Raw genomic sequence first — 25,614 nt, forward strand, 5'->3', positions numbered from 1 at the left:
GACGGGCTGGTCGCCGCGCACGTACACCGCGGACCCGCTGGACGCCGGGCTGCAGCTGATGGTCCAGCTCGGCGCGGACCGGCCCGACAACCCGCTGCTGCTGGCCCAGTCCGGGGCGCGCCGGCTCGGCCGGGACCGCATCGACGGCCGGGACCACGACCGGTTCGCCGGGCCGCGCGCCCAGGGCGCCGCGCCGGACGCGGGCCGCTCGCCGCTCACCTACTGGGTGGACGGCGACGCCACGCTGCGCCGGGTGACGATGCGGATGCCCGGCCTGGGCACCCCGACGACCGTGGACTTCACCGGGCGTGACGCCGGGGCGAAGCTCCCCGAGGCGGGGGGGGGGGCCCGGGGGGGCCCCGCCGCGCGGGGGGGGGGCCCCCCCCCGCGGGGGGGGGGCCGCCCCCCCCGGGGGGGGGGGGGCCCGGGGGGGCGGCCGGGCCGGCCCCCCCCCCCCCCGGGGCCCCCCCCGGGGGGGGCCGGGGGGGCCCCCCCCCCGGCGGGGGGGGGCCCCCCGGGGGCCCCCCCCCCCGCCTCGGGGTGTGTCCTCAGCCCGTCTTCTGCGGCACCGCCGCCGGGTCGGCCGGGAGCGGGTAGGCGTCCGGGTCGACGGCCCCGGGCAGGTCGGTGGCCGGACGGCCGGGCGCGGTCGGATCCGGCAGCGAGGGCTGTGCGGGCGGGGCCGGCACCTGGCTGAACGGGATGCCGGGCGGGGCCTGGACCGGCGCCGCGCGGCCCGCGGGCAGCGGCCCGCGGCCCTGGACGCCGCACCCGGCCAGCGTCTCCAGGCCGTCCGGGCTCTGCACGGCGGGCAGGTTGCCGCTGAAGCAGTTACCCGGATCCGCCGAGGCCAGCACGAGGTCGGCGCCGTTGCCGTCCGCCCGGTTGCCCTCGACGCGGTTGCCGCTCGCCGGGTGCCCGGGCGGGTCGGTGATCACCACTCCGGCGGCGCGGTTGCCCCGGACGAGGTTGCGCACCACCCGGTTCGCGGTGCCGCCGCCGATCCCGATCCCGATGCCGAAGCCGCCGTCCGCCTGCTCCGGGGTGTCGGCGGCGTTGTTGTCGGCGACCACGTTGCCCGCGATCACCGCGCCGTGCTGCGGGGCGAGGGCCTCCAGGTCGTTGGAGTTCACCGTGACGCCGACCCGGTTGCCGACCACGCGGTTGCCCAGCACCGACAGGCCGTCCGAGGCGTTGGTCAGCTCGATGCCGACGGCGTTGTGCTCCACGGTGTTGCCGCGCACCACCGTGTCGCAGGGCTTGCACTGGCCGACGTAGATGCCCGAGTCGGCCTGCCCGGAGGCGTAGGAGTCCTCGATCACGCCGCCGCGCGCGTCGAAGGCGTAGATGCCGTACAGGCCGTTGCCGTAGGCCGTCACCCGCGTCGCCCGGAAGCCCTGGACGACCGGGAAGCGGGCGGTGTCGAGCGGGTCGTACGCGGAGCCGCCGGCGCCGTGCTGCTGCAGCTTCTCGTCGGTGACGCCGGTGAACAGGACGCCGTTGGCCAGGTAGCCGTGGACGGTGAGGTTCTCCACCACCGATCCGGGGCCGGTCACGGTGACCCCGTTGACGAGCCGCACCCCGCCGTCGAGGACCACGGTGGTGCGGTCCGTCCCGCGCAGCACGACCCGGGCCTTGGTGATGCGCACGCTCTCGCGGTAGACACCCGGCCCGACCAGCACCGTCTCCCCCTCCCGGGCGACGTCCACGGCCTGCTGGACGGTACGGAAGTCCTCCGGCACCCGCAGCACGCTCCCGGCCGGGTGCCGGGAGTCGGCGGAGCCCGCACCGGTCGAGGAACACCCGGTGGCCGTCAGGGCGACCGCCGCGACCAGGGCCGTCAGGAGCCGTGCCGCCGCCCCGACCACCGGCGGCCGAGCGGACGGGGTGGTCAACGGGCGCTCAGGAGACGTGATTTGCATGGCAAGTGTTCTATCGTCTCCAATAGGGCGCATGCCTACCGAACCGGAAAACCCGCGGCCGTCGCCCGGGCCGGCCGCGACCGGGATCGGGCGGCGCAGGGCCCTGCTCGCCGCCGGCGCGGTCTTCGCCGCCGGGATCGGCGCCGCCGCCGGCGAACTGGCGGACGGCAGCCGGACACCCGGCCGGGACGGTGCCACCGGCAGTGCCACCGGCGGGCCGCCCCCCGAGGCCGCGGCCCCCTTCCACGGCGCCCGGCAGGCCGGGGTGACGGCGCCCCAGCCCGTCGCCACCCGGCTGCTCGCCTTCGACCTCCCGCAGACCACCACCGCCGCCGACCGGGACACCCTGCGCGGCCTCCTGGGCGCGCTGACCCGCACCCTGGCGGCCGCGGCGACCGACACGCCGCCCGACCCGAGGCTGCAGGGCGGCACCACCACCCGGCTCACCTCCCTGGTCGGCGTCGGCCCGGCGCTCGCCACCCGGCTGGGGCTCGACGTCCCCGCCCGGCTCGCCGAGCTGCCGGAGTTCCCCGGCGACCGGCTCGACCCGGCCCGCGGCGGCGGCGACCTCCTGCTGCAGGTGAGCGCCGACGACCCCTGGACACCGGCCGTCCTCGCCGAACTCGCCACGGCTGCCGCCCGGTCCGCCGGCGCCGTACCGCGCTGGTCGCAGTCCGGATTCCTGCAGCGCACCGCCCCGGGCGCCACCCCGCGCAACCTCTTCGGCTTCAAGGACGGCACCGCCAACCCGGACGACGAGGCCGCCCGGCAGTGGGTCTGGGGCCCGGCCGGGCCGCACGAGAACGGCACCGTCCTGGTCTACCGGCGGATCCGGATGGACACCGCCGCCTTCGCCGCCCTGCCCGAGGACCGCAGGCAGCTGGCGATGGGCCGGCGGGCCGGCGACGGCGCCCCGCTCACCGGCACCGCCGAGCACGACGAGCCGGACATCTACGCCAAGAACCCGGACGGCTCCTACGTCATCCCCGCCACCGCCCACGTCCGGCTCAGCAGCCCCCGCCTCGACGGCGGCGCCCGGATGCTGCGCCGCGGCTACGGCTACGACGACGGACCGGCCGACCGCGGCCTGCTGTTCTGCGCCTTCATGCGCGACCCGGCCCAGTTCACGCGGGTCCAGAACCGGCTCGCCGCCCGCGACGCCCTGAACCCCTTCCTCGAACACACCGCCTCGGCGGTCGCCTACGTCCTCCCCGGCGCCCCGGTGGGCGGCACCCTCGGCGAGGCCCTCTGGGCCTGACGGTCTGCGTGGGCTGCGTGGGCTGAGCGGTCTGAGGGGGCTGAGGGGGCTGAGGGGGCTGAGGGGGCTGAGGGGGCTGAGCGGGGGAGTGGCGGAGCGCGCGGACGCCGGCCGGGCTGGTGCCCCCGAGGGGGAACCGCCCGGCCGGCGTCGGTCGGACCGTCAGGCGCTCACCACCAGCGGCGGTTTGAGCCGCACGTCGCTGCTGCCCCGGGCGGCGTGCTGGTCGGCCCAGGAGATCAGCGCGCTGCGGCAGGCGTGGTCGAGGTGGCGCAGTTCGCTCCAGTCGAGGTCCACCGCACGGTCCGTCGGCAGCGACTCCAGCGTGTCCAGCAGCCGGGGCAGCCGCAGGAAGGTCGCGTTGCCGCCGAGACGGACGTGCAGCGGACGGCCGTCACCGGTGTCGGTGAGGTCGATGTGCAACTGGGAGGTCTGCCAGGCGCTCTTGGCGACGGCGAGCGCCACGCCGAGCAGGACGCCCTCGAAGAGGTTGGTGACGACGATCGCGCCCGCGGTGGCCGCGAGCACCACCACCTCGCTGCGGTGCGCCCGCCACAGGGCGACGCCCTGCCGCAGGGGGATCAGCTTGCCGCCGGCGTGGATCAGGACGCCGCCGAGCACGGCGAGCGGGATCAGCCCCAGGGCGGCCGGCAGGAGCGCGGCGAACAGCAGCAGCCACACGCCGTGCAGGACGCGGGACGCCCTCGTCCTGGCCCCGGCCTGGACGTTGGCGGCGCTGCGGACGATCACGGCGGTCATCGGCAGGGCGCCGAGCAGCCCGCACAGGGTGTTGCCGATGCCCTGGGAGGTGAGCTCCTTGTCGTAGTCGGTGCGGCGCCCGTCGTGCATCTGGTCGACGGCGGCGGCGCTGAACAGGCTCTCGGCGGAGGCGATGACGGCGAACGCGAGGACGGTTCCCAGGCCCGCCGCGCTCGCGACGGCGCCCAGGCCGTCCGCGGTCGGGAGGGCGACGGCGCCGAGCAGCCCGTCGACCTCGACCCGGGGGACGTCCAGGTCGAACAGGGCCGTCGCGCCGGCGGCGAGGGCGACCGCCGCCAGCGGGGCGGGCACCGCGCGGACGGGGGCGGGCAGCTTCTTCCAGCACGTCAGCAGGGCCACCGTGGCGGCGGTCATGGCGACGGCGGTCATCGCGGCCCGGCCGGTCAGCCAGTCGCCGAGCAGCGCGGGGATCCCGGCCACCTTCGCGGTGCCGGAGCCCGGCGCCGACCGGCCGGAGACGGCGTACAGCTGTCCGAGGATCAGGATCAGCCCGATCCCGGCGAGCATGCCGTGGACGACGGACAGGGAGATCGCGCGGAACCAGCGGCCCATGCGCAGCAGCCCCATCGTGACCTGCAGGAGTCCGGCGGCGAGGACGACGGCGCCGAGCGAGGCGAGCCCGAACTGCTGGACGGCGTCGTAGACGAGGACGGTCAGCCCGGCGGCCGGGCCGCTGACCTGCAGGCTGCTGCCGGGCAGCAGGCCGACGACCAGCCCGCCGACGATGCCGGTGATCAGGCCGCGTTCCGCGGGCACGCCGGAGGCGACGGCGACGCCGACGCAGAGCGGGACGGCCACCAGGAAGACGACCAGCGAGGCGGGCAGGTCCTGGCGCCAGTGCGCGAACGCGCCGCGCAGCGGGGAGCGGCCGCGGGCCCCGGGCCCGGTGGGGCTGGTGGGGCTGTCGGTCGTGCCGGGGAGACCGGAGTGGTCGGGAGTGTTCACAGCGGCAGGAACCCCCGGTCCGATCCGGCGAGGACGGTGCCGGTGTGCACCTCGTAGTACCAGCCGTGCAGCCGCAGGGAACCCTCCGCCAGCCGGCGGGCCACGCCCGGGTAGCTGCGCAGCCGGTCGAGCTGGGCGAGGACGCTGCGCTGCACCGGGCGGGCGACGTCCGCGTCCTGGTCGTGGGCCGGGACGGGGGCGAGGTGGCTGGTGGGCGGGGCGGCGTGTTCGAGCCAGGTCCGGACGGCGGGGACGGGCGCCAGGTCCTCGGCCCGCACCAGCGCGCCGATGGCCCCGCAGTGCGAGTGCCCGCAGACGATGACGTCGGGGACCCGGAGGATGTCGACGGCGTACTCGATGGTGGCGGCCTCGCCGCTGGGGGCGGCCGTGTCGTAGACGGGGACGATGTTCCCGGCGGTGCGCAGCTCGAAGAGCTGCCCGGGGCGGGATCCGGTGATCAGGGCCGGGACGACGCGGGAGTCGGAGCAGGTGATGAAGAGGGCTTCGGGCGCCTGCCCGGCGGAGAGCCGGCCGAGGTCGTGGCCGCCGGAGGCGAGCCGGTGCGGGAAGACGCGGGCGTGCGTCACGAGGGACTGCATGAGAGGTCTCCTTCTGCCCGCCCGGGTGGTGCCGGGCGGGAAGCTGCTGTCGTGGGGCAGCGGCGGGCTGACGCGCGGTCGGCCGTGGGGCCGGCGGTGCCGTGGCCCGGGCCCGTCCGGAAGGATCCGCCGGTCGGGCGTGGGGTGGTGGCCCGCCGCCCGAGGGCATGGCGGGGCCGCACGCGCCCGTGGTGGGCGCGCGCCGGATCGCGTGCGGGGTGCGGGTCAGCTCGCGGGAGCCGTCAGCAGCGGAACACCTGGAGGCGCGCGAGCGCGGCCGGTCTCGACCCGTTCGCGCCGGGCACGGGGCCCGTGGGCACGGTGACGGAGGTGGCCGCGACGCCGGTGACGGTGCCGCTCGCCGCGCCGACGGCCGTACGCACGGCCGTGCTGCCGCTCGTGCGGTGGTGGGCGGTGGCCCGTGCGGTCGGTGCCTCGGTGAGGTGGTGGACCTTCCAGGCCGGGTGGCCGTCGGCGGCCGTGGACTGCGGCAGCGGCTCGGCGGCGAAGGCCTGCGAACCGGTGCCGAGGGCGGCGAGCACGGCCGAGACGACGGCGGCCAACAGGAGGGCGAGGCGCTTGCCGCGCGAGATGCGTCGTGCCGTCACTGCGCCTCCCCTCCGTCCGCGTCGAACCGGTGGCTCCGAGCTGCCGGCTCCGAATCGTTCGCGCCGAACCGCCGGCCGAACATTCCGGCTCCGGAACCGGTCACCGTGCTGTCCAGCGTACCGACCGTGTGTAACCGGGACGTTAGCTCCGGGCGCCGCCGGGATGAGATTTCCCGAACTGTGCGTGAGGGTTCTGTGTACGCCAAAGCTGCTCCGATCACAGCGATGTGAGGATCTGTCAGTCCTGTGAACGCGGCGGCGGCAGCGTGCGTCGTTTGCGTGCGAGCGGTTGTCCGGGCCGCACATCTCCGCCACCGGTTCCCGCCCCTCGCCGCCCCCGCGCCTCGCAGGTGGAGACGGCCCCGGGAAAATTCGTCGGGCGTAAAGCCTTCCCCAAGTCCTCACCAATGTGGCATGTTTCGTTCAATTCCCGTGCGATCCCCCCTCACGCACGGTCCGAATCGGAGGACCCGTGTCACCCCTGATATCCCGGCGGCTCGGCCGCCCGGTCGCCGCCCTCGCCGTGCTCTCGGCGATGGCGCTCGCCACCCCCACCGCGCTCGCGACCGCCGCCCCGACGACCACGACGCCCGCCGTCCCCGCCGGCGTCACGGCGCCCGCCGCACCCGCGGCCGCTCCGGCGAGCGCGGCGGCCGGCTGGGCCGCGGGCACCCGCGCCTACCTGGTCATCAGCGCGCCCGCCGACGTCGCCGCCGCCAAGACCGCCGTCGCCGCGAAGGGCGGTACGGTCTTCGCGAGTTACGACGCGATCGGCGTCGTCGTCGCCCACTCCACCAGCGCCGGCTTCGCCGCCGCCCTGCGGACCGTCACCGGCATCCAGAAGGTGGGCGCGACCCGCACCTCCGACGTCCCGGCCGACGCCTACAACCCGGCCCTGCCGGCCAACCCCGCGCAGGCCGCCACCACGCTGGCCGAGTCCAACCGCTGGGACATGACCCAGATCAAGGCCGACCAGGCCTGGAACGTGACCACCGGATCCCCGTCCGTCAAGGTCGGCGTGCTGGACACCGGCGTGGACGACCAGCACCAGGACCTCGCGCCGAACTTCGACGCCGCCGACTCGGTCTCCTGCGCGTACGGCAAGGCCGACGCCCGCACCGGCGCCTGGCGCGACGTCGACACCCACGGCACCCACGTCGCCGGCACCATCGCGGCCGCGAAGAACGGCAAGGGCGTCATCGGCGTCGCGCCCGGCGTGAAGATCGCCTCGGTCCGGATCGCCGAGCCGACCAGCACCCTGTTCTACGCCGAGAACACCGTCTGCGGCTTCGTCTGGGCCGGCGACCACGGCTTCAAGGTGACCAACAACAGCTACTACACCGACCCGTGGCAGTTCAACTGCCCTGACGACCTCGACCAGGCCGCCATCATCGAGGGCGTCAAGCGCGCCCAGGAGTACGCCGAGGGCAAGGGCTCGCTGCAGGTCGCCGCGGCCGGCAACGCCGACTACGACCTCGCGAACAAGACCACGGACACCGAGAGCCCGAACGACTCCACCAAGGTCACCCGGACCATCACCAACGCCTGCCTCGACATCCCCACCGAACTCCCGGGCGTGGTGACCGTCGCCGCCACGGCCAGCGGCAGCGGCAAGGCCTCCTACTCCAACTACGGACGGGGCGTCATCGACGTCGCCGCGCCCGGCGGTGACGGCGCGACCGGCGTCTACTCCACCCTGCCCGGCGGCAAGTACGGGACCAAGAGCGGCACCTCCATGGCCTCCCCGCACGTCACCGGGGTCGCCGCGCTGATCGCCAGCACCGACCCGTCGCTCACCCCGGCCGACATCCGGGCCCGGCTGGCGACCCAGGCCAACGACCTGGCCTGCCCCGCCTCGGACAGCCGCTGCACCGGCACCACCGCCAACAACGGCTTCTTCGGCGAGGGCCAGGTCGACGCGTTGAAGGCGGTCGGCGGCACGACCCCGCCCACCGGCAAGTACTTCGAGAACACCGCCGACGTGGCGATCCCCGACAACACCACGGTGGAGAGCCCGATCACCGTCACCGGCGTCACCGGCAACGCGCCCGCGACGCTCAAGGTCGGCGTGGACATCAAGCACACCTACCGCGGTGACCTGGTCCTCTCCCTGGTGGCCCCGGACGGCACGGTCTACCTCCTGGAGGACTTCCCGAACAACGACAGCACCGACAACGTCGCCAAGACCTACACCGTCAACGCCGCCGCGAGCGCGGCGAACGGCACCTGGAAGCTCCGGGTGAAGGACGGCGCCTCCGGCGACACCGGCACCGTCGACTCCTGGAACCTCACCTTCTGATCCGTCGGACGGCTCCCGGGCTGCCGCGGCACGGACCTCGTGCCGCGGCAGCCCGAACACCCGTGCTCCGCCCACCCTCCGGGGCCGGCGGAGCACGGGTGTTCGCGGCGCACGGCCGGCCGCGGTGCCGGCCTCGGCGGTGTGCACGCCAGGGCCGGTGCGCCGGGCGCCGGTCAGGGGCTCTCGGGAGCCGTGGCGCCGGGGGCCGCTCGCGGTGCGGTGGCGGCGGGGCCCGGTGCCGGGGCGGGGGCCGGTCGCGGTGCGCCGGCGGCGGGGTCCGGTGCCGGTTCCGGCCCCGGATCCGGGGGAGCGCTGGCCGTCAGGTGGAGCATGAGCAGCTCGTTGAGGTCCTGGGTGGACATGCCGGCGGGATCCACCCCGAGGTGGGCGGCGAGATCGCGGGTGCGGAGCCGGGCGGCGGCCTCGACGAGGGTGGCATAGCCGTCGGCGGCGGCCCGGGTGCGGTGCCGGCCGGCGAGGGCGAGGGCGGCGGCGACGAGGGCGGCGGGCCACCACCAGACGACGAGCAGCAGGTAGAGCAGTGCCCAGGCGCTCAGCCCGGTGGCCCGGGTGAGGCCCTGTCGGGCGGCGGTGATCTCGGTGCGCACGGTGTCGGGGAGGACCAGCCACAGGTGCGGCCAGAGCACGGCCAGGTCGAGGTGCTGGTCACGCTCCAGGCGCAGGGCCGCGGCGTTGACGCGGTCGCCGCTCCAGGTCGGGCGTTCGGGCGGCTCCGGCGAGACGCGGACCATCGCCGACCGGGCGAGCCGCAGGTCCGCGTCCTCGTCCGCCGAGTCGCCGTCCGCGGTGTCGACGTCCGCGGTGCCGGGGGCCGGCCCGGGCCGGGACAACCGGGCGAGCGCGCGGGCTTCGCCGGCGTCGTTCCGCAGACCGTGCCACGCCCTGGCACGCGGTAGCCAGCGGTTGGTCCTGCGGTCGGTGGCCCGCCGCGCGAGAGCCCGCAGGGGCGCGGGCCAGGTGTGCCAGTCCGCGGCCAGGTGGATCCGCTCGGCCAGGGAACCGAGGGCCTGGGCGATCAGCCCGACGCCCGCCGCACCGCCCAGGACGGCTCCCAGCAGGACCACCTGGCCGCCGGGTGAGCCCGCCACCGGGGCCTTGGCCCACCCGGTGATCCGGGCGGCGAGCCGGTACAGGTCGAAGGGGTGGGCCTGACCGAGGGTGCGGGCGGCGAGGGCCACGGCCAGGTACAGCGCACCGGGCAGGACGAGCAGGGAGAGCCACCGCTCCGCGAGCTTCTTGCCGAGCTCCCCCAGGAGCGCGCCCACCGGCTACAGCCGCTCACGGCACAGGGCGTCCCCGCTGACCGCACACCGCGGAACGGGGACGGGCCCCTGCTGCCACCAGAAGCGCCCGCACCGCGCGGCCGGGCCGAGCGGACAGAGGTAGACGGGCTCGGCCGACCGGCCCCGGTCGGCGCCGGCGACGTGGACACCCCGGTCGCCGGTCCGCCCGTGCTCGTCGTAGGCGTACAGGCCCTGGGGGACACCGACCGCGACCAGCACGTTGTGCAGCGCGTCCACCCGATCCGCCACGTCCTCGCCCTGACGGACGGCCTCCAGCAGGTCCCGGACGAGGGCGTCGCTCCGGAGCGGACCGGCGCGCAGCCGCGCCCCGAGCTCCTGCTCCCGGGCACAGACGATGCCCAACCGCCGTGCGGTCTCCTCGGGTCGAGGCATGTGCTCTTCCACCCCCCTGGTACCGACGGCCCCACCTGTCGTCCCGGGCCGCCCTTTCGGAGGGTATCGGAGCAACTCCCCTCCGGGGAAAGGAATGTGCAACTAGCATCGCGAACCGCGAGCGATGTGGAGGCACGATGCGCGAGGCGCTGTTGGCGGCGATGTGGGCGCGGATCCAGCGGACGAAGGAGACCAGGGACCCGTCGTCGGTCCTGGGGCCGGACGCACTGCGGGACGCCCGTCGGCTCGCCGCGGAGCACGGCCAGGGGGACACCGAAGTCCGGTACGCCCTCGGGTGGTTCTACTGGAGTCGCAGCGTGTACGGCCGGTACCTCGCCCCGCCCGGGGACCAGACGCTGGCGGACATGACGGCGGCCGTCGAGGCCTTCGCCCCGTGCTTCGCGCTCGGCGAGGACCGGCTGCCGGAGCCGCTGCTCCCGGCCCTCGCCGAGGCCGTGGCCCCGAGCGCCGTCCAGGCGCTCCGGCGCGCTCAGGCGTCCCCCGGCCGGATCGAGTGCATCTCGGCCGTGACGATGCTGCGCAGCGTCCTGGCGGCCACGCCCGCCGACCGGCCGGCGCACGCCGAACGACTCGCGCTGCTGGCCGAGGCGCTCCGGGACTGGGGTCCGGGCCCCCGCCCGCTGCTCCACACCGACCTCGCCATCGCGTGCTTCCAGGAGCTCACCTCCGCCGCGCCCGCCCACCACCCCGACCGTGTGACCTGGCTGACCCACCTGGGAGGCCTGCTGCAGGCCCGTGGTCAGGAGTCCGGAGCGGAAGCGGATCTGGACGCCGCCGTCCGTGCTGCGCGGCAGGCGCTGGCCGAGGCCCGCCCCGACCACCCAGGCGCCGTCACGGCCGTCTGGGTGCTGGGCATCGCGCTGGCCAGCAGGTTCGAGGTGACCAAGGTGGACGCCGATCTGAAGGAGGCCGTCGGGTGCCTCCGGAAGGCGGCCGACGCCACCCCGCCCGACGATCCGCAGCACGCCGCGCGGGTGTCCCACCTCGGGACGGTGCTCCGGGCCCGCTTCCAGCACGCGGGCGTGCCGGCGGATCTGGAGGAGGCCGTCGAGGTCGGGCAGCGGGCGGCGGACCACAGCCCGGCCGAGGGCCGCGACCACGCGGCCGTGATCTCCACCCTGAGCAGGGCCCTGTGGGCCAGGTACCAGCTCACGGGCGTGGCGGCGGACCTGGACCGGGCCATCGTGCTCGGGCAGCAGGCCGTGGACACCGGCGAGTCGGTCGACCGCGTGGTGATGCTGTCGAACCTCGGGGGCAGGTTCGCGGAACGGGCCGAACGGACCGGGGCGCTGACGGACACGGACGCCGCGGTCGAGTGGCTGCGGAAGGCGGTGGACGCGGCCCCCGAGGACGACCGCGACCGTGCGGGGATGCTGTCGAACCTCGGCACCGCGCTGTTCAGGAGGTTCCAGCGGGCCGGTGCGCTCGCGGACGTGGACGAGGCGGTGACGTTTCTGCGGGAGGCCGCGGCCGCCGCGGCGGACCGGACCGTACGGGCGATGGTGCTCGGCAACCTCGGCAGTGCGCTGCTGACCCGCTTCCGGCGGACCGGGGTGTCGACGGACCTGGACCGGGGGGTGCGGGCGTTGCGGGAGGCCGTCGACGCTGCCGGCGACCAGCCCGGACGCGCCGCGGCGCTCGCCAACCTCGGCAGTGCGCTGCAGACCCGCTTCGAGCGGTCCGGTGCGCGGGCGGACCTGGACGCGGCGGTGACGGTGGCGCAGGAGGCGGTGCGGCTCGCCCCCGCCGGCGCCGGCCGCGCCATGGAGTCGTCCAACCTCGCCAACGCCCTGGTCATGCGGTCGCAGCGGGACGGCGCACCGGAGGACCTGGACGAGGCCGTCCGGATCGGGCGACTCGCGGTCGAGTCCCTTCCGGCCGGCCACCCCGACCGGGCGGTCCTGCTGTCCAACCTGGGGGGCATGCTGAGCATCCGGTTCCGGCAGTCCGCGGCATCGGAGGACCTCGAGGAGGCGACCTCCTGCCACGTGGCGGCCGTGGACGCGGCCGTCACCCCCCTGACCGGCGTCGAGGCCGGGGACCGGGCCGCCCGGCTCCTCGCGGACCGCGGTGAGTACGGGAGCGCGGCGGACGTGGCCGAGGAGGCGGTGCTGCGGCTGCCCCAGGTGGCCCCGCGCCGCCTGGAACGCGGCGACCAGCAGCACGCCGTCGCACAGGTCGCCGGACTGGCGGGCCGGGCCGCCGCGCTCGCGCTCGCCGCGCCCGGCGGCACCCCGCCCGAACGCGCCCGACGGGCCCTGCGGCTGCTGGAGACGGGGCGCGCCGTCCTGCTCAGCCAGGCCCTGGAGACCCGCGGCGACCTCACCGAGCTCCGGGACCGGCACCCCGGTCTCGCGACCCGCTACGTCGAGCTGCGCGACCAGCTCGACATGCCCGCGGACACCATGACCCCCGTCCGGCTCCGCAGCGAGGCGGCCGACCAGGGGCCGTCACGGCGGGGACCGGTGCGGGACCGGCACCGCGCCGCGGGGGACTTCGCCGCCCTGCTGGCCGAGATCCGGGCCCTGGACGACTTCACCGGGTTCGCCCGGCCGCCGGCCGAAGCGGAGCTGGTCGCCGAGGCGGCCGAGGGGCCCGTCGTGGTGTTCAACATCAGCGGGTACCGCAGCGACGCCCTGCTGGTCACGACCGGGGGGATCGACAGCATCGCGTTGCCTGGTCTCACCCTCCGCGCGGTGACCGACCGGGTGAACGCCTTCCGCAACGCGCTGCACACGCTGACGGTCGGCGGGGAGGAGGCCGAGCAGCTGGCGGCGCAGCGGACCCTGGTCACCGTCCTGCAGTGGTTGTGGGACACGGCGACCGGCCCGGTGCTCGGCGCCCTCGGACTCCACGGACGCGGCGACACGGAGGAGGCCTGGCCGCGGGTGTGGTGGGTGCCCGGCGGGCTGCTGGGCCTGCTGCCCCTGCACGCCTCGGGCCATCACGACGACCCGCCGGGCACGCCGCACCGGCGCACCGTGATGGACCGGGTGGTCTCCTCCTACACGCCCACCGTCCGCGCACTGCGCCACGCCCGCGAACGCGCCCGGACCGCGGCCTCGACGCAGGCCGCACGGAACCTGATCGTGGCGATGCCGACCACACCCGGCCTTCCGGACCACGGCCGTCTGCACTACGTCGAGGACGAAGTCGCGGTGCTGCGCGAGCGGTTGCCCGACGCGGTCCTGCTCCGGGAACCGGAGCCCGGGGACGGCCCCGCGCACCGGGAGCCCTCCGTGCCGACCCGGGCCCGCGTCCTCGACCAGCTGCCGGACTGCGCGATCGCGCACTTCTCCTGCCACGGCTCCAGTGACCCGGCGGACCCGTCCCGGAGCCTGCTGCTGCTCCACGACCACGCGGAGGCGCCGCTGACCGTCGGGCGACTCGCCTCCGTCGCGCTGGACGGAGCCCGGCTGGCCTACCTGTCGGCCTGCCGCACCGCGGCCATCGACACCTCGGAACTGCTCGACGAGGCCATCCACCTCACCTCCGCCTTCCAGCTCGCCGGGTTCCCGCACGTCATCGGCACGCTCTGGGAGATCGACGACCAGATGGCCGTCACCGTCGCCAGGCTGTTCTACGCCGGCCTCGGGGCCGATGGCGCCCGCCCGGATCCGGACCGGTCGGCCCGCGCACTCCACCGGGCGGTCCGCCGGGTGCGTGACGGCCACGGCCTGCCGGCCCCGCTCAACTTCAACGACTCCCCGTGGCTGTGGGCCGCCTACCTGCACGCGGGTGCCTGAGCGGCCGAGCACGGCCGGGTGACGCGCCTTCAAGAAATCAACACATTCAGGCTTAAGGGCCGCTTACGGTTACAGATATTGACGTGTCCCGGTCCGGGCGGGAGTCTGACGGCGAGGCAGCGCGACCCGCGCCGCCAGGCCGTCCACACCGCCCCCCTCGCCGTCCCCTCGCCGTCCCCTGACCGTTCCTCGGCCGCCCCCACCGGCCCTGGCCGCCCCCACCCCCTCGGGAGCCCCCGTGATCACTCGCCGGAAGGTGCTCGGCGCCTCCGTCGCGGCCCTGACCGCGCCCGCCCTGTTCGCCCTCGCGCAGACCGCGAACGGCAGCACCACCCCGCAACAGCTCGACGTCGACCTGGTCAACACCGTCCCCTCCCAGCCGGTCTACGCCCACGTCCTCGGCCTCGACCCGGCCCGGGGCAACAGCTGGGCCTTCCTGCGCTCCGACGGCAGCACGCTCTACCATCCGCCGTCCCCCTCCGCCCCGGGTGCGCCGCTCGGCGCCGACTGCGCCATCGCGCTGGGCGCACCCGGCGCCACCCCGCGCCGGATCCGGCTTCCCTACCTCTCCAGCGGACGGATCTACCTCTCCGTCGGCCGCCCCCTGACCTTCCTGATCAACCCCGGCCCCGGCATCGCGCTGCCGTCGGTGAGCAACCCCACCGACCCCAACATCGCCACCTCCTACGGATTCTGCGAGTTCACCTACGGGCCGGACCAGTTGTACGCCAACATCAGCTACGTCGACTTCGCCGCCGTCCCGATCGCGTTCGACCTGACCACCGGCGACGGGCGGCAGCGCGTGAGCGGCCTGCCCGCCGGCGGTCTGGAGTCCGTCGCGAGCGCGCTGCGCACCCAGGCCGCCCAGGACGGCGGCGACTGGGCCCGACTGATCGTCCCCGACTCCGCCGGCCGCACCCTGCGCATCCTCAGCCCCAACACGGCGATCAGCGCCGACCCGGCACTGTTCAACGGCTACCTCGACGGCTACCTCGCCGCCGTCTGGCAGAAGTACCGGAGCACCGACCTGGTGATCGACACCCAGGTCGGCTGGGGCACCGTCACGGGCCGGGTCGCCGCCGACGGCGTCCTCACCTTCCCCGGCGTCGGCGGCTTCGCCCGGCCCTCCACGGCAGCCGTCTTCAACTGCAGTTCGGCACCGTTCACCACCGGCAACGACCTGATGGGCAACCTGAGCGCCCGGATCGCCGCCGCGCTCAACCGCACCACCCTGCTGGACGATCCGCACCAGCCGACCGGCGAGAACCCGGCCGCCTTCTACACCGCCGCCCGCACCAACCACTACGCCCGCATCCTGCACGCGACCAACCCCGACCACCTCGGCTACGCCTTCCCGTACGACGACGTCCACCCGGCCGGGGTGGACTTCGAGGGCCGGGTGCAGTCGTCGAGCCCGACCCTGTTCTCCGTCACCGTCGGAGGCGGTCAGGGCCCGGTCGACCCGGGTCCGTCCCCGCAACCCGGCGGCGGGACCAGCGCGTTCGGGACGATCCAGGCCGAGTCCTACGGCTCGCAGTCCGGCACCGCGCTGGAGACCTGCGGCGACACCGGCGGGGGCCGGGACGTCGGCTGGATCGCCGACGGCGACTGGCTCGCCTACCCGGGCGTCGACTTCGGCGGCTCCGGCGCGAGCCGCTTCCAGGCCCGGGTGGCCTCCGGCGCCGCCCCCGGCGTCAGCGGACTGGTCCAGGTCCGGCTGGACAGCCCGACCGCCGCACCGGTCGGCAGCTTCGCCGTCGCCAACACCGGCGGCTGGCAGGCGTGGCGCACGGTGCCCGCCGACATCACCCGGACCACCGGGACCCACACCGTCTACCTCACCTTCGCCAGCGGACAGGGCGCCGACTTCGTCAACCTCAACTGGTTCACCTTCAACTGACGCCCGCCGCGCGGACGATGACCCGGGCGGCCCGGCCCGTACGGCCCACGCGGCGCTCGTCCGGATTCCCCCGGCGTCGCCTGAGCCCCGCTGCTCCGCCCGGCCCGTCGAGTCCCTGATCTTCCGCACCATCCTCCGATCCCGGTACGGGCGGAGAGCAGCCGGCGGTCCCGCGCGGTCGCGGGCCCGCCGTCTCCGTGCGTGCGGCCCGACGCCGAGCCGGGTGGCCCGGCGCGAGCGGGCGGGCGAGCGGGCCGCCGCCGCGTTGCGGTTCGGCCGTACGGGGGCAGGTCGCCCGACATCGCCGACGGGAACGGCCGGGACGAAAACGCCTCCGTTAGCGTCGTGCCGGGGGCAGATCACGGACTCGGAGTGTGCTGATGGACCGCTACCCGCCGATCGCCGACCACGGTCTGGTGGGCGACCTCCAGACCGTCGCGCTGGTCTCCGCCAAGGGCGTGATGGACTGGTTCGTCGCTCCCAGGGTCGACTCGCCCAGCATCTTCGCCGCCCTGCTGGACCACGACCGCGGCGGCCACTTCCGGATCTGCCCCACCGCCGAGGACGTCACCCACCGTCAGCTGTACTATCCGGACACCGCCGTCCTGGTCACCCGGTTCATGTCCCCCGAGGGCGTCGGCGAGCTGATCGACTGGATGCCGCCGCTCACCTCCGGCGGCGCCACCGACCGGCACACCGTGGTCCGCGGCATCCGCGTGGTGCGCGGCACCGTCACGTTCGACCTGGACTGCCGGCCGCGCTTCGACTACGGCCGCGCGCTGCACGAACTCCACCTCGACGACCGGTACGCCGCCTTCCGCGCCCCCGGCATCGCCCTCCACCTGCGCAGCACCTTCCCGCTGCACCGCAGCGGCGACGACGTGGCCGGCACCGTCACCCTCAGCGCCGGTCAGACGGCCGGTGCCGTGCTCACCGTCTGCGCCGCGGACGGCGCCGTGCCGCCCCCGACGAGCGAGGAGCAGATCACCGAGGGGCTCTGGGACGCCGTCAACTTCTGGCAGGACTGGGTCCGCACCGCCAACTACCGCGGCCGCTGGACGGACATGGTCCGCCGGTCCGCGATCACCCTGAAACTGCTCACCTACGCCCCCACCGGCGCGCCGATCGCCGCCGCCACCACGGGCCTGCCCGAGCAGGTGGGCGGCGAGCGCAACTGGGACTACCGCTTCACCTGGGTGCGGGACGCCTCGCTGTCCGTGCGCGCCCTGCTCGACCTCGGCTTCCACGAGGAGGCCGGTGCGTTCACCCGCTGGCTCGGCGACCGCCTCCACGAGCGGCTCGAACTGCCCGGCGAGCGGCTGCAGATCATGTACCGGGTCGACGGCGACCCGGAGCTGACCGAGGAGGTGCTGGAACACCTCGAGGGGTACCGCGGCTCGTACCCCGTCCGCGCGGGCAACGCCGCGATGGACCAACTGCAGCTCGACATCTACGGCGAGGCGATGTACGCGCTGACCGAAGCGCGCGAGATCGGCATCCAGGCGGGCTACCGCGGCTGGAAGGCCACGGCCCGGATGCTCGACTGGCTCGCCGACAACTGGGACCGGCCCGACGAGGGCATCTGGGAGACCCGCGGCGGGCGCAAGGAGTTCACCTACAGCCGGGTGATGACCTGGGTCGCCTTCGACCGGGGCATCAGCCTCGCCGAGCACTTCAGCCGCCCCGCCGACATCGCGCGCTGGCGCCGGACGCGCGACGAGGTGCTGGAGCAGATCATGACGCGGGGCTGGAGCGAGCGCGAGAAGGCGCTCGTCCAGCACTACGACGGGGACGTCCTGGACGCCTCGCTGCTGGTCGTGCCCCGGGTCGGCCTGCTCGCGCCGCGGGATCCGCTCTGGCTGTCCACCCTCGACGCGATGGAGCGCAAGCTCGTCTCCGACAGCCTGGTCTACCGCTACGACCCCGCCGCCTCGCCCGACGGACTGCGGGGCTCCGAGGGCACCTTCAGCCTCTGCACCTTCCTCCACGTCGACGCGCTCGCCCGCGCCGGGCGGCTGCGGCAGGCCCGCTATGCCTTCGAGAAGATGCTCACCTACGCCAACCACGTCGGCCTGTTCGCCGAGGAGATCGGCCCCTCCGGCGAGCAGCTCGGCAACTTCCCGCAGGCCTTCACCCACCTCTCCCTGATCATGGCGGCCAACACGCTGGACAGTGCCCTGGACGCGAAGCGGGGGTCCTGAATGGCCCAGGACCCGGCGCCGGCGGCGCTCGGCGCCGCGGAGTTCCGCGCCCTGTACCGGCGGCTGCGCCGCGACCGGCCGGGCGGCGCCCTCGCCGAGCTCACCCCGGACCGGGTGGCCGCCGCGGCCCGCGAGGTGCGGTCGGGGCTGCGGGTCTCCCTGGCCGCACCCGTGGAGACCGCTCCCGGGCCGGACAACCCCGAGCCCGCCGTCCACCGGATGACCGGCGCGGTGGCCGGCCGGCTGCCCGCCGAGGGCCTGGCCTTCGCCCGCGACCGCATCGCCATGAACGTGCACGGCGACGCCGACAGCCACCTGGACGCCCTGTGCCACGTGGTGTACGACGGAACGCTGTACGGCGGCACGGACGCGGACACCCTCACCCCGCACGGGGCCGGGGCCCTCTCCGTCGACCTGGTCCGGGACGGCATCGTCGGCCGGGGCGTCCTGCTGGACGTCCCGCGGCTGCGCGGGGTGCCCTGGCTGGAACCGGGCGAGCAGGTCGGCGCCGCGGAGCTGGCCGAGGCCGAGGCCGCCCAGGGAGTCCGGGTCGGCCCGGGCGACCTGCTGTTCGTCCGGGTCGGGCACCGCCGGCGCCGGTCCGAGCTCGGCGCCCGGGACACCGCGACGGCCCGTGCGGGGCTCCACCCGGGCGCCATGGAGTTCCTCGCCGAACGGCGCGTCGCGGCCCTCGGCAGCGACGGCAACAACGACGCCGCGCCGTCCCGGACGGAGGGCGTGGACTACCCCGTCCACGTGCTCGCCGTGCACGCGATGGGCGTCCACCTGCTGGACTACCTGCAGTTCGAGGAGCTGGTGCCGCTCTGCGTGCGGGAGCGGCGCTGGTCCTTCCTGTGCGTGGTCGCGCCGCTGCGCCTGCCCGGTGCCACCGGCTCCCCGGTGAACCCGGTCGCGATCCTCTGAAGGGCCCCGGCGGGCAGTGCGGGCGGGGTGCGGGGTGCGGGGTGCGGGGTGTGCGGCGTGCCAGGGCCCTGCCCGCCCCTCCCTGAGGTGCCGCCCGGCCGCGTCGGAGGTAGCTTGCAGAGGACGGGACTTGTCCTGCCACGCGGCGGTGCGGTGGTGTCACACCCCCCGTCGCGAGGGTCACCGCGGGGGCGGGCACACGGTGCAGGGCAGGCAACGACTCCAGATCGGACACCCTCCGTGGCAGGCGATCAGCACTACGACGTCATCGTCGTCGGCACCGGAGCCGGCGGCGGCACCCTCGCCCACCGGCTGGCGCCGACCGGAAAGCGTGTCCTCCTCCTCGAACGCGGCGACTACCTGCCCCGCGAACGGGACAACTGGGACTCCACCGCGGTCTTCGTCAAGGGGAAGTACCGGGCCCCCGAGTACTGGTACGACAAGGACGACAACGCCTTCCCGCCCGAGGTCAACTACTACGTCGGCGGCAACACCAAGTTCTTCGGCGCCGCGCTGTTCCGCCTGCGCCCCGAGGACTTCGGGGAACTGCGCCACCACGGCGGGACCTCCCCGGCCTGGCCGATCGACTACACGGACCTCGAGCCCTACTACTCCCGGGCCGAGCAGCTCTACCGGGTCCACGGCCGCCACGGGGAGGATCCGACCGCGGGCCCGGCGAGCTCCCCGTACCCGTTCCCGCCCGTCGAGCACGAGCCCCGCATCCAGCAGCTCAGCGACGACCTGGAGAAGCACGGCCTGCACCCCTTCCACCTGCCGATCGGCGTCGACCTGGCCCAGGACGAGCACGGGCGGCCCCTCCACGGCAGTGCCTGCATCCGCTGCGACCGCGTCGACGGCTTCCCCTGCCTGCTCGGCGCCAAGTCCGACGCGCAGGTGATCTGCGTCGACCCGGCCCTGGAACACGACAACGTCACCATGATCACCCGTGCCGACGTGCGCCGGCTCGAGACCGACGCCACCGGCCGGACCGTCACCGGCGTGGTCGCCGACCTCGGCGACGGAGCCACCGCCACCTTCACCGCCGACATCGTGGTCGTCGCCTGCGGAGCCGTCAACTCGGCCGTCCTGCTGCTGAGATCGGCCGGCGACCGGCACCCGGACGGGCTCGCGAACGGCTCCGGCATGGTCGGCCGCAACTACCTGCGGCACAACAACCTCGCGCTGATGGCCGTCTCCAAGGAGCCGAACCCCACCCGCTTCCAGAAGACGCTCGCCCTGCACGACTGGTACCTGGGCGCTGACGACTGGGACTACCCGCTCGGCGGGATCCAGATGCTCGGCAAGTCCGACGCCGAGCAGATCCACGGCGAGGCGCCGCGCTGGGCCGGCGCCGTCTCGCCCGACCTGCCCTTCGAGGTGCTCGCCCACCACGCCGTCGACTTCTGGCTGTGCGGCGAGGACCTGCCCGCCCCCGACAACCGGGTGACGCTGGACGCCGAGGGCAACATCCACCTCGCCCTGGACGAGCGGAACAACACCGCCGGACTCGGCCGGCTGCGCCACAAGCTCCAGGGCATGCTGGGCAGGCTCGGCATGCACGAGCACCACCTGCTCCCGCACAGCATCTACCTGCACAAGGGCATGCCGATCGGTGCCACCGCCCACCAGGCGGGCACGGTGCGCTTCGGCACCGACCCGCGGACGTCCGTCCTCGACGTCGACTGCAAGGCCCACGAACTGGACAACCTCTACGTCGTGGACACGTCCTTCTTCCCCAGCATCGGCGCCGTGAACCCGTCGCTCACCGCCATCGCCAACGCGCTGCGGGTGGGCGACCACCTCGCCGACCGGCTGCGCTGAACGACCGGCCGCGCCGGACGATCCGCCGTGCCGGGCGACCGGCCGCGCCGGACGACCGGAAGTTCCGAACACCCGTACCCCACAGGAGAGTCGGCGATGACGACAGGACAGATGGACGCTCTGGTGATCTTCGGCGCGACCGGTGACCTGGCCAAGCTGGAGACCTTCCCCGCCCTCGTCGGCCTCGCCGAACGCGGCGTCCTGGACGTCCCGGTCGTGGGCGTGGCCAAGGCCGGCTGGGACCTGCAGCAGTTCCGCGACTACGCCGAGGCCTCGCTCACCCTCAACGGCATGGACCCCCGGGCGCCCGCCGCGACCAGGATGCTGGGCCTGCTGCGCTACGTGGACGGCGACCTCGGCGACGACGCCACCTACCAGGCGATGTCCGAGGCCATGGGCACCGGCGGGCGGGCCCTCTACTACCTGGAGGTCCCGCCACCGCTGTTCGGCCGGATCGCCGCCGGCATCGCCGGCGCGGGCCGCGCGAAGGACGCCCGCATCATGGTCGAGAAGCCCTTCGGCACCGACCTGGCCAGCGCCCGCGCCCTCAACGCCACCATGCACACGTACTTCCCCGAGGACGCCATCTACCGCGTCGACCACTGGCTCGGACTCGACCCCGTCGAGAACGTCCTGTTCGCCCGGTTCGCCAACTCCGTGATCGAGCCGCTGCTCAACCGCACGCACGTGGAGAGCATCCAGATCACCATGGCCGAGGCCTTCGACGTCTCCGACCGCGGCCGCTTCTACGACCGGACGGGCGCGATCCGCGACGTCATCCAGAACCACATGCTGCAGGTCCTCGCCACCGTCCTGGCGGACCCGCCCGCCGGACACGGCCTGGGCGCCTGGCGGGACACCAAGGCCGTCGCCGTCGGCTCGCTGCGACCACTCGCCACCGACCACATCGTGCGCGGACAGTACGAGGGCTACCGGGACGTGGCCGGCGTGGACCCGGAGTCCACCGTGGAGACCTACGCCGCGATCCGGCTCACCGCCGACTCCTGGCGCTGGGCCGACGTGCCGATCCTCATCCGGGCCGGCAAGTGCCTCCCGGTGACGGCCACCGAGGTGAGCATCCGGTTCCGGCGTGCCCCGCACGACGTCTTCGGCCTGCGCCCGGCGCCCGCCACCAACATGCTCCGCTTCCGGATCTGGCCGGAGACCGAGGTGGCGCTCACCCTCGCCGGCAAACAGCCGGGCGGCGGCTGGCAGGCCAACCACGAGGAGCTCGCCTTCAGCCAGCTCCCGGGCTCGGACATGCGCCCCTACGACCGGCTCATCGGCGCCGCACTGGACGGCGACCGCTGGCTCTTCGCCCGCCAGGACACCGTCGAGGCCGCCTGGCGCATCGTCGACCCGGTGCTCGGGGACGCCGTCCCGGTCCACCCGTACGCCCGCGGCACCTGGGGCCCCGGCGAGGCCGACGCCCTCCTCGCCGACGGCGAGACCTGGTACGACCCGGCCGGCTGAGGCCCGCGCCGGACCCGCCGCCGGACGGGCCGTACGGTCCGCTCAGGGCTCGTCGTAGTAGCGCCGCTCCTCGACCGTCTCGTCGGCCCCGACCCGCCGGACCAGCCGTCGGCGCCGGAACACGTTCGCGTACGTGATCATGCCGAGCAGACCCGCGGCCATCAGGATCCAGCCCACCATGTGCAGGTCGACACCCTTCACGTGCCAGTCCGACGCGAAGGCCAGGATCGCGCCGGAGGCGAACAGTACGATGCAGCCGCCAATGCCCATGTCGTCTCACTCCTCGTCAGTCGGCTGGGTCCCCGGGTGCCCCGGATCCGGGCACCGACACCTGCCGGGTGCGAAAATCGGCGGCGGTTCCCCGGGTTTGCGACGCCGTTCACGGGTGAGACGAACGCCATGGGCAACTACGTGATCACCGTTCCGGGGACCGTCCGACGACCGGTGGGGGAGGCCGCGCGCCGCACCCTGCTGGCCGTCGTGCACGGTGCGGACCCGGAGGAGGCCGGCGTGGAGGTACCCGACCTCGACGTCCTCACCCTGGACGAACCGGAGGGCACGTTCGTGCTGCGACTGGAGGTGCAGGCCGCCGACCGCGGCGAGGCCGGCGACACGGCCCTCGGCCTGGCCCGGCGGGCCTTCGCCGCCGCCGGATACCAGGAGGACGCGGTGGACATCGGCACCCCGGCGGTCACCGGCATCGACGTCGGCTGATCCACCCGCCGGGCCGCCGCCGGGCCGTCTCCCGGGAACGCCGGGCCCCGGCGGCGGACGGCGGCCCCCCGGATCCGGCGGGCCGGGTGAGTCGGTCCCGGGTCCCGGGCGGGTGGGCGCTCAGACTGCGATTGCCGTGGACGCCGTCGCGGTCTGCCACCCGTGTGTTCGTGCCGGAAGGATCCTTCGTGACCTCAGTGACCTCAGTGACTCCTATGACCTCCGCGCCCTCCCCGACCGGCTCGCGGACCCGGCCGACCGCCGGCCGCGGCAGGGTGCGCCGCCGGGTGGCCGTGGTCGCCGCGCTCGGTGTCGCCGTGACCGTCACCGGTGCGGCCCCCGCCCACCGGGCGGCGGGTGCCGACGGCCCGTTCCCCGTACCGGCGGCGGTCGGCCGGGCCGAGCAGGTGATCACGGTCGAGGCCTCCGGGACCCGCGCCACGGTGACCACGTGGGCACGGCAGGACGGCGCCTGGCGGGCGCTCGCCTCCACCTCCGACGCGCGGATCGGGTCCGGCGGCCTCCACGACGGTCCCACCCGCGTCCAGGGCACCGGGACGACGCCGTCCGGCACCTACACCCTCACCCAGGGCTTCGGCATCGCCCCCGACCCGGGCACCAAGGTGCCCTACCACCGGGTCACCACCCACGACTGGTGGGTCCAGGACCCGACCTCCGCCCACTACAACCGGATGCGCACCGACACCGAGGGCGGCTTCCACCTGACCGATCAGGGCGCCCTCGGCAGCGAACACCTCATCGACCACCCCGTCCAGTACGAGAACGTCCTGGTGATCGACTTCAACACCTCCCCGGTGGTGAAGGGCCGCGGGGCCGGGATCTTCCTGCACGACCTCGGCCCCGGGGCCGAGGCCACCGCGGGCTGCGTCGCCGTCCCGGCCGCCTTCATGACGGGGATCATGCGGTGGATCGACCCCGCCGACCACCCCGTCATCGCCATCGGCTGAAGGGCGGGAATCCTACGGTCGGCGGCCTCCTCGGCGGGCCGGGGTCCGGGGCCGCCCCGCCGGAGATCCGCTCACATGGACATGTCCGCCGGCATGGACAGCCCCGGGACCAGCCCCGGATTCCAGGGGACGAAGCAGGCGTAGACGATCAGGGCGACGCCCAGGACGATGCTGAACGCCTTGCCGTGGCGCCAGGTCTTCTCCAGGAACACGGCCGCGGCCAGACCGGCCATCCAGGCGAGGTTCATCACGCCGACCACGATCAGGACGACCATCAGGCCCCAGCAGCAGCCGACGCAGTAGCCCCCGTGGTAGACGCCGACGCGGACGTCGCGCAGCCGACCGGAGTAGCCCCCGAAGCGCATGAGGAAGCCGATGGGGGAGCGGCAGTGCCTCAGGCAGCGGTCCTTGAGCGGGCTCATCTGGTACAGGCCGGCCCCCGCCAGCAGGACGGCGGCGACCCAGGGCGCGGCGTCCGGCGCCCGGGCGGCGAGTTCGCCGCCCGCCCAGGCCACGCCGAACGCGGCGAGACCGAAGGCCTCCCAGGCGAGCAGGTAGCCGACGACCAGACCGGTGCTGCGGCCCGCGCGCGTCCACCCCGTCGTCCGGGCGCTCAGCGTCCGCAGGTACAGGGAGACGACGGGCATGACGGAGGGCAGCATCATCGCGGCCATCATCAGGCCCCACAGGACCAGGAATCCTGCCAGGTCGCGGCCCATGGTGCCCGGTCCGGGCGCCATGCCGGACGCACTGCGGACCGTCAGGATCCAGGCCAGGGCCGCCACGGCGAGCAGCGCCGCCCAGCTCGCCGGGACGACGGCCCGTCGAGTCAGCAGTGACGACATTCAGGCCGCCCAGGAGAACGGCGCCGAGAAGGCGTTCTTCCCTTCGTTCCCGAACTCGAGACCGAAGGCGTTCACCCGCGACGTCGTCGCGACTCCGGCCGCGAGGGTGTCCGCGGGGAACCCCACCCCGCTGACCTTGACGCCCCTGCCGGTCGCGTCGAGGGGCGAGACGAAGTCCTCGACCTCGATGTCGACCGCGTCCCCGATCCGCACACGGTGGTTCCGGCCGTCGTCGGCGTAGTCGATCCGGGCGACCTCCAGGCCGAGCATCTCGCCGACCAGCGGACCCAGGGCCTCCATCGGGCCCCCGCGCTGGCCGGAGAAGACCGCCCCGAGCGCTTCGGCCTGCTCGGGTGAGGCGGCCTCGTCCATGATCACGCCCATCCGCCAGCCGCCGTCGCTCATCAGCGGCGGGGTGTCGGCCACCACGGCGACCGTCAGACCGCTCACGTCGACGTCGTCGACCTGGCCGGACCCGACGTGGAAGGCCAGGAAGACCCGGCAACGGTCGTAGTCCGCCGGGGCCGTGAGGCCGGAGGTGGAGCAGGGGCACACCATGTCGCAGTTGCAGTTCTCGAAATACGTACCCTCGATACGCCATGCCATCGGAAGCTCCCTTCCTAGGCTGAGGCACACGTCTCGTGATCCATTCTCCTCCCCGCGGGAGCACCCGGCAACGGCGTCGCAGCGCCGCTCGCGCGCCACCGTGATCTGCTGCCACAGCGCGATGGGGGGATCGGTCGACCTCGGGCTCGGTCCGCGCGGCCCCTCGACCGGTCGCAGGGCTCCGTCGACGCGGAGGAACGCGGGAGGCGTGATCCGATGCCTCTGAGGGGGCTCGGGCCGGGGCGGCCGTCCACCCGTGCCTTTCGGCGCGTGCGCCGCCGGTGTCC

At 74.8% G+C, this 25,614-nt stretch carries 19 protein-coding genes; 10 read left to right on the forward strand and 9 right to left on the reverse strand.

Features of this window, described 5'->3' with window-relative positions; translation table 11 throughout:
* Positions 1–548: 548 nt before the first annotated feature.
* A complete protein-coding gene (locus tag ACFYUY_RS38485; RefSeq protein ID WP_387907933.1) occupies positions 549–1,922 on the reverse strand; it encodes a right-handed parallel beta-helix repeat-containing protein in 1,374 nt (457 codons plus the stop codon).
* Between the two features lie 31 nt (positions 1,923–1,953).
* Here ACFYUY_RS38485 and ACFYUY_RS38490 point away from each other — a divergent pair, with 31 nt between their 5' ends.
* A complete protein-coding gene (locus ACFYUY_RS38490; protein ID WP_387907936.1) occupies positions 1,954–3,180 on the forward strand; it encodes a Dyp-type peroxidase in 1,227 nt (408 codons plus the stop codon).
* A gap of 162 nt (positions 3,181–3,342) precedes the next feature.
* On the opposite strand, the gene ACFYUY_RS38495 is transcribed toward ACFYUY_RS38490, so the two are convergent.
* From ACFYUY_RS38495 to ACFYUY_RS38505, 3 genes are all read right to left on the reverse strand, one after another.
* Complete coding sequence (locus tag ACFYUY_RS38495; RefSeq protein ID WP_387907976.1) at positions 3,343–4,818, reverse strand: SulP family inorganic anion transporter; 1,476 nt, start codon at positions 4,816–4,818, stop codon at positions 3,343–3,345.
* 83 nt (positions 4,819–4,901) lie between these two features.
* Positions 4,902–5,504, reverse strand: coding sequence for a carbonic anhydrase (locus ACFYUY_RS38500; protein WP_360217810.1), 603 nt, complete (start codon positions 5,502–5,504; stop codon positions 4,902–4,904).
* A 242-nt stretch (positions 5,505–5,746) separates the two neighbouring features.
* Complete coding sequence (locus ACFYUY_RS38505) at positions 5,747–6,112, reverse strand: hypothetical protein (protein ID WP_387907939.1); 366 nt, start codon at positions 6,110–6,112, stop codon at positions 5,747–5,749.
* A gap of 523 nt (positions 6,113–6,635) precedes the next feature.
* Here ACFYUY_RS38505 and ACFYUY_RS38510 point away from each other — a divergent pair.
* On the forward strand, positions 6,636–8,411 hold the full coding sequence (locus ACFYUY_RS38510) for a S8 family serine peptidase (RefSeq protein ID WP_387907979.1): 1,776 nt from the start codon (positions 6,636–6,638) through the stop codon (positions 8,409–8,411).
* Positions 8,412–8,584: 173 nt separating this feature from the next.
* Here the strand turns inward: ACFYUY_RS38510 and ACFYUY_RS38515 are convergent, their stop codons facing one another.
* On the reverse strand, positions 8,585–9,697 hold the full coding sequence (locus ACFYUY_RS38515; RefSeq protein WP_360217805.1) for a hypothetical protein: 1,113 nt from the start codon (positions 9,695–9,697) through the stop codon (positions 8,585–8,587).
* A 3-nt stretch (positions 9,698–9,700) separates the two neighbouring features.
* Positions 9,701–10,108, reverse strand: a complete 408-nt coding sequence (locus ACFYUY_RS38520; protein WP_360217802.1) for a hypothetical protein — start codon at positions 10,106–10,108, stop codon at positions 9,701–9,703.
* A gap of 137 nt (positions 10,109–10,245) precedes the next feature.
* On the opposite strand from ACFYUY_RS38520, the gene ACFYUY_RS38525 reads away from it, so the two are divergent.
* The 6 genes from ACFYUY_RS38525 (at position 10,246) to zwf (ending at position 22,194) form a co-directional block, all read left to right on the forward strand.
* A complete protein-coding gene (locus ACFYUY_RS38525; RefSeq protein ID WP_387907943.1) occupies positions 10,246–13,875 on the forward strand; it encodes a CHAT domain-containing protein in 3,630 nt (1,209 codons plus the stop codon).
* 238 nt (positions 13,876–14,113) lie between these two features.
* On the forward strand, positions 14,114–15,775 hold the full coding sequence (locus ACFYUY_RS38530; RefSeq protein ID WP_387907946.1) for a beta-1,3-glucanase family protein: 1,662 nt from the start codon (positions 14,114–14,116) through the stop codon (positions 15,773–15,775).
* Positions 15,776–16,155: 380 nt separating this feature from the next.
* A complete protein-coding gene (locus tag ACFYUY_RS38535) occupies positions 16,156–17,976 on the forward strand; it encodes a glycoside hydrolase family 15 protein (RefSeq protein WP_387907948.1) in 1,821 nt (606 codons plus the stop codon).
* On the forward strand, positions 17,977–18,900 hold the full coding sequence (locus tag ACFYUY_RS38540; protein WP_360217790.1) for a cyclase family protein: 924 nt from the start codon (positions 17,977–17,979) through the stop codon (positions 18,898–18,900).
* Between the two features lie 240 nt (positions 18,901–19,140).
* Positions 19,141–20,721, forward strand: a complete 1,581-nt coding sequence (locus ACFYUY_RS38545; RefSeq protein WP_360217787.1) for a GMC family oxidoreductase — start codon at positions 19,141–19,143, stop codon at positions 20,719–20,721.
* A 96-nt stretch (positions 20,722–20,817) separates the two neighbouring features.
* Entirely contained in the window at positions 20,818–22,194 is a 1,377-nt protein-coding gene (zwf, locus tag ACFYUY_RS38550) for a glucose-6-phosphate dehydrogenase (RefSeq protein WP_387907950.1), read from the forward strand.
* A gap of 42 nt (positions 22,195–22,236) precedes the next feature.
* Here the strand turns inward: zwf and ACFYUY_RS38555 are convergent, their stop codons facing one another.
* Complete coding sequence (locus ACFYUY_RS38555) at positions 22,237–22,464, reverse strand: DUF6458 family protein (protein WP_360217781.1); 228 nt, start codon at positions 22,462–22,464, stop codon at positions 22,237–22,239.
* 129 nt (positions 22,465–22,593) lie between these two features.
* Here ACFYUY_RS38555 and ACFYUY_RS38560 point away from each other — a divergent pair, with 129 nt between their 5' ends.
* Both ACFYUY_RS38560 and ACFYUY_RS38565 read left to right on the forward strand, forming a co-directional pair.
* Complete coding sequence (locus ACFYUY_RS38560; RefSeq protein WP_360217778.1) at positions 22,594–22,908, forward strand: hypothetical protein; 315 nt, start codon at positions 22,594–22,596, stop codon at positions 22,906–22,908.
* A gap of 215 nt (positions 22,909–23,123) precedes the next feature.
* Positions 23,124–23,876, forward strand: a complete 753-nt coding sequence (locus ACFYUY_RS38565; protein WP_387907954.1) for a L,D-transpeptidase — start codon at positions 23,124–23,126, stop codon at positions 23,874–23,876.
* Between the two features lie 71 nt (positions 23,877–23,947).
* Here ACFYUY_RS38565 and ACFYUY_RS38570 read toward each other — a convergent pair whose 3' ends face one another.
* Together ACFYUY_RS38570 and ACFYUY_RS38575 are read right to left on the reverse strand one after the other, a co-directional pair.
* On the reverse strand, positions 23,948–24,721 hold the full coding sequence (locus tag ACFYUY_RS38570; RefSeq protein ID WP_360217772.1) for a DUF2182 domain-containing protein: 774 nt from the start codon (positions 24,719–24,721) through the stop codon (positions 23,948–23,950).
* The gene (locus ACFYUY_RS38575) at positions 24,722–25,327 is read right to left on the reverse strand and encodes a DUF1326 domain-containing protein (RefSeq protein ID WP_360217769.1); all 606 of its coding nucleotides are present in this window, start codon (positions 25,325–25,327) and stop codon (positions 24,722–24,724) included.
* Between the last annotated feature and the right edge of the window lie 287 nt (positions 25,328–25,614).

This window comes from Kitasatospora sp. NPDC004745 (assembly GCF_042873275.1).
Classification (GTDB): domain Bacteria; phylum Actinomycetota; class Actinomycetes; order Streptomycetales; family Streptomycetaceae; genus Kitasatospora.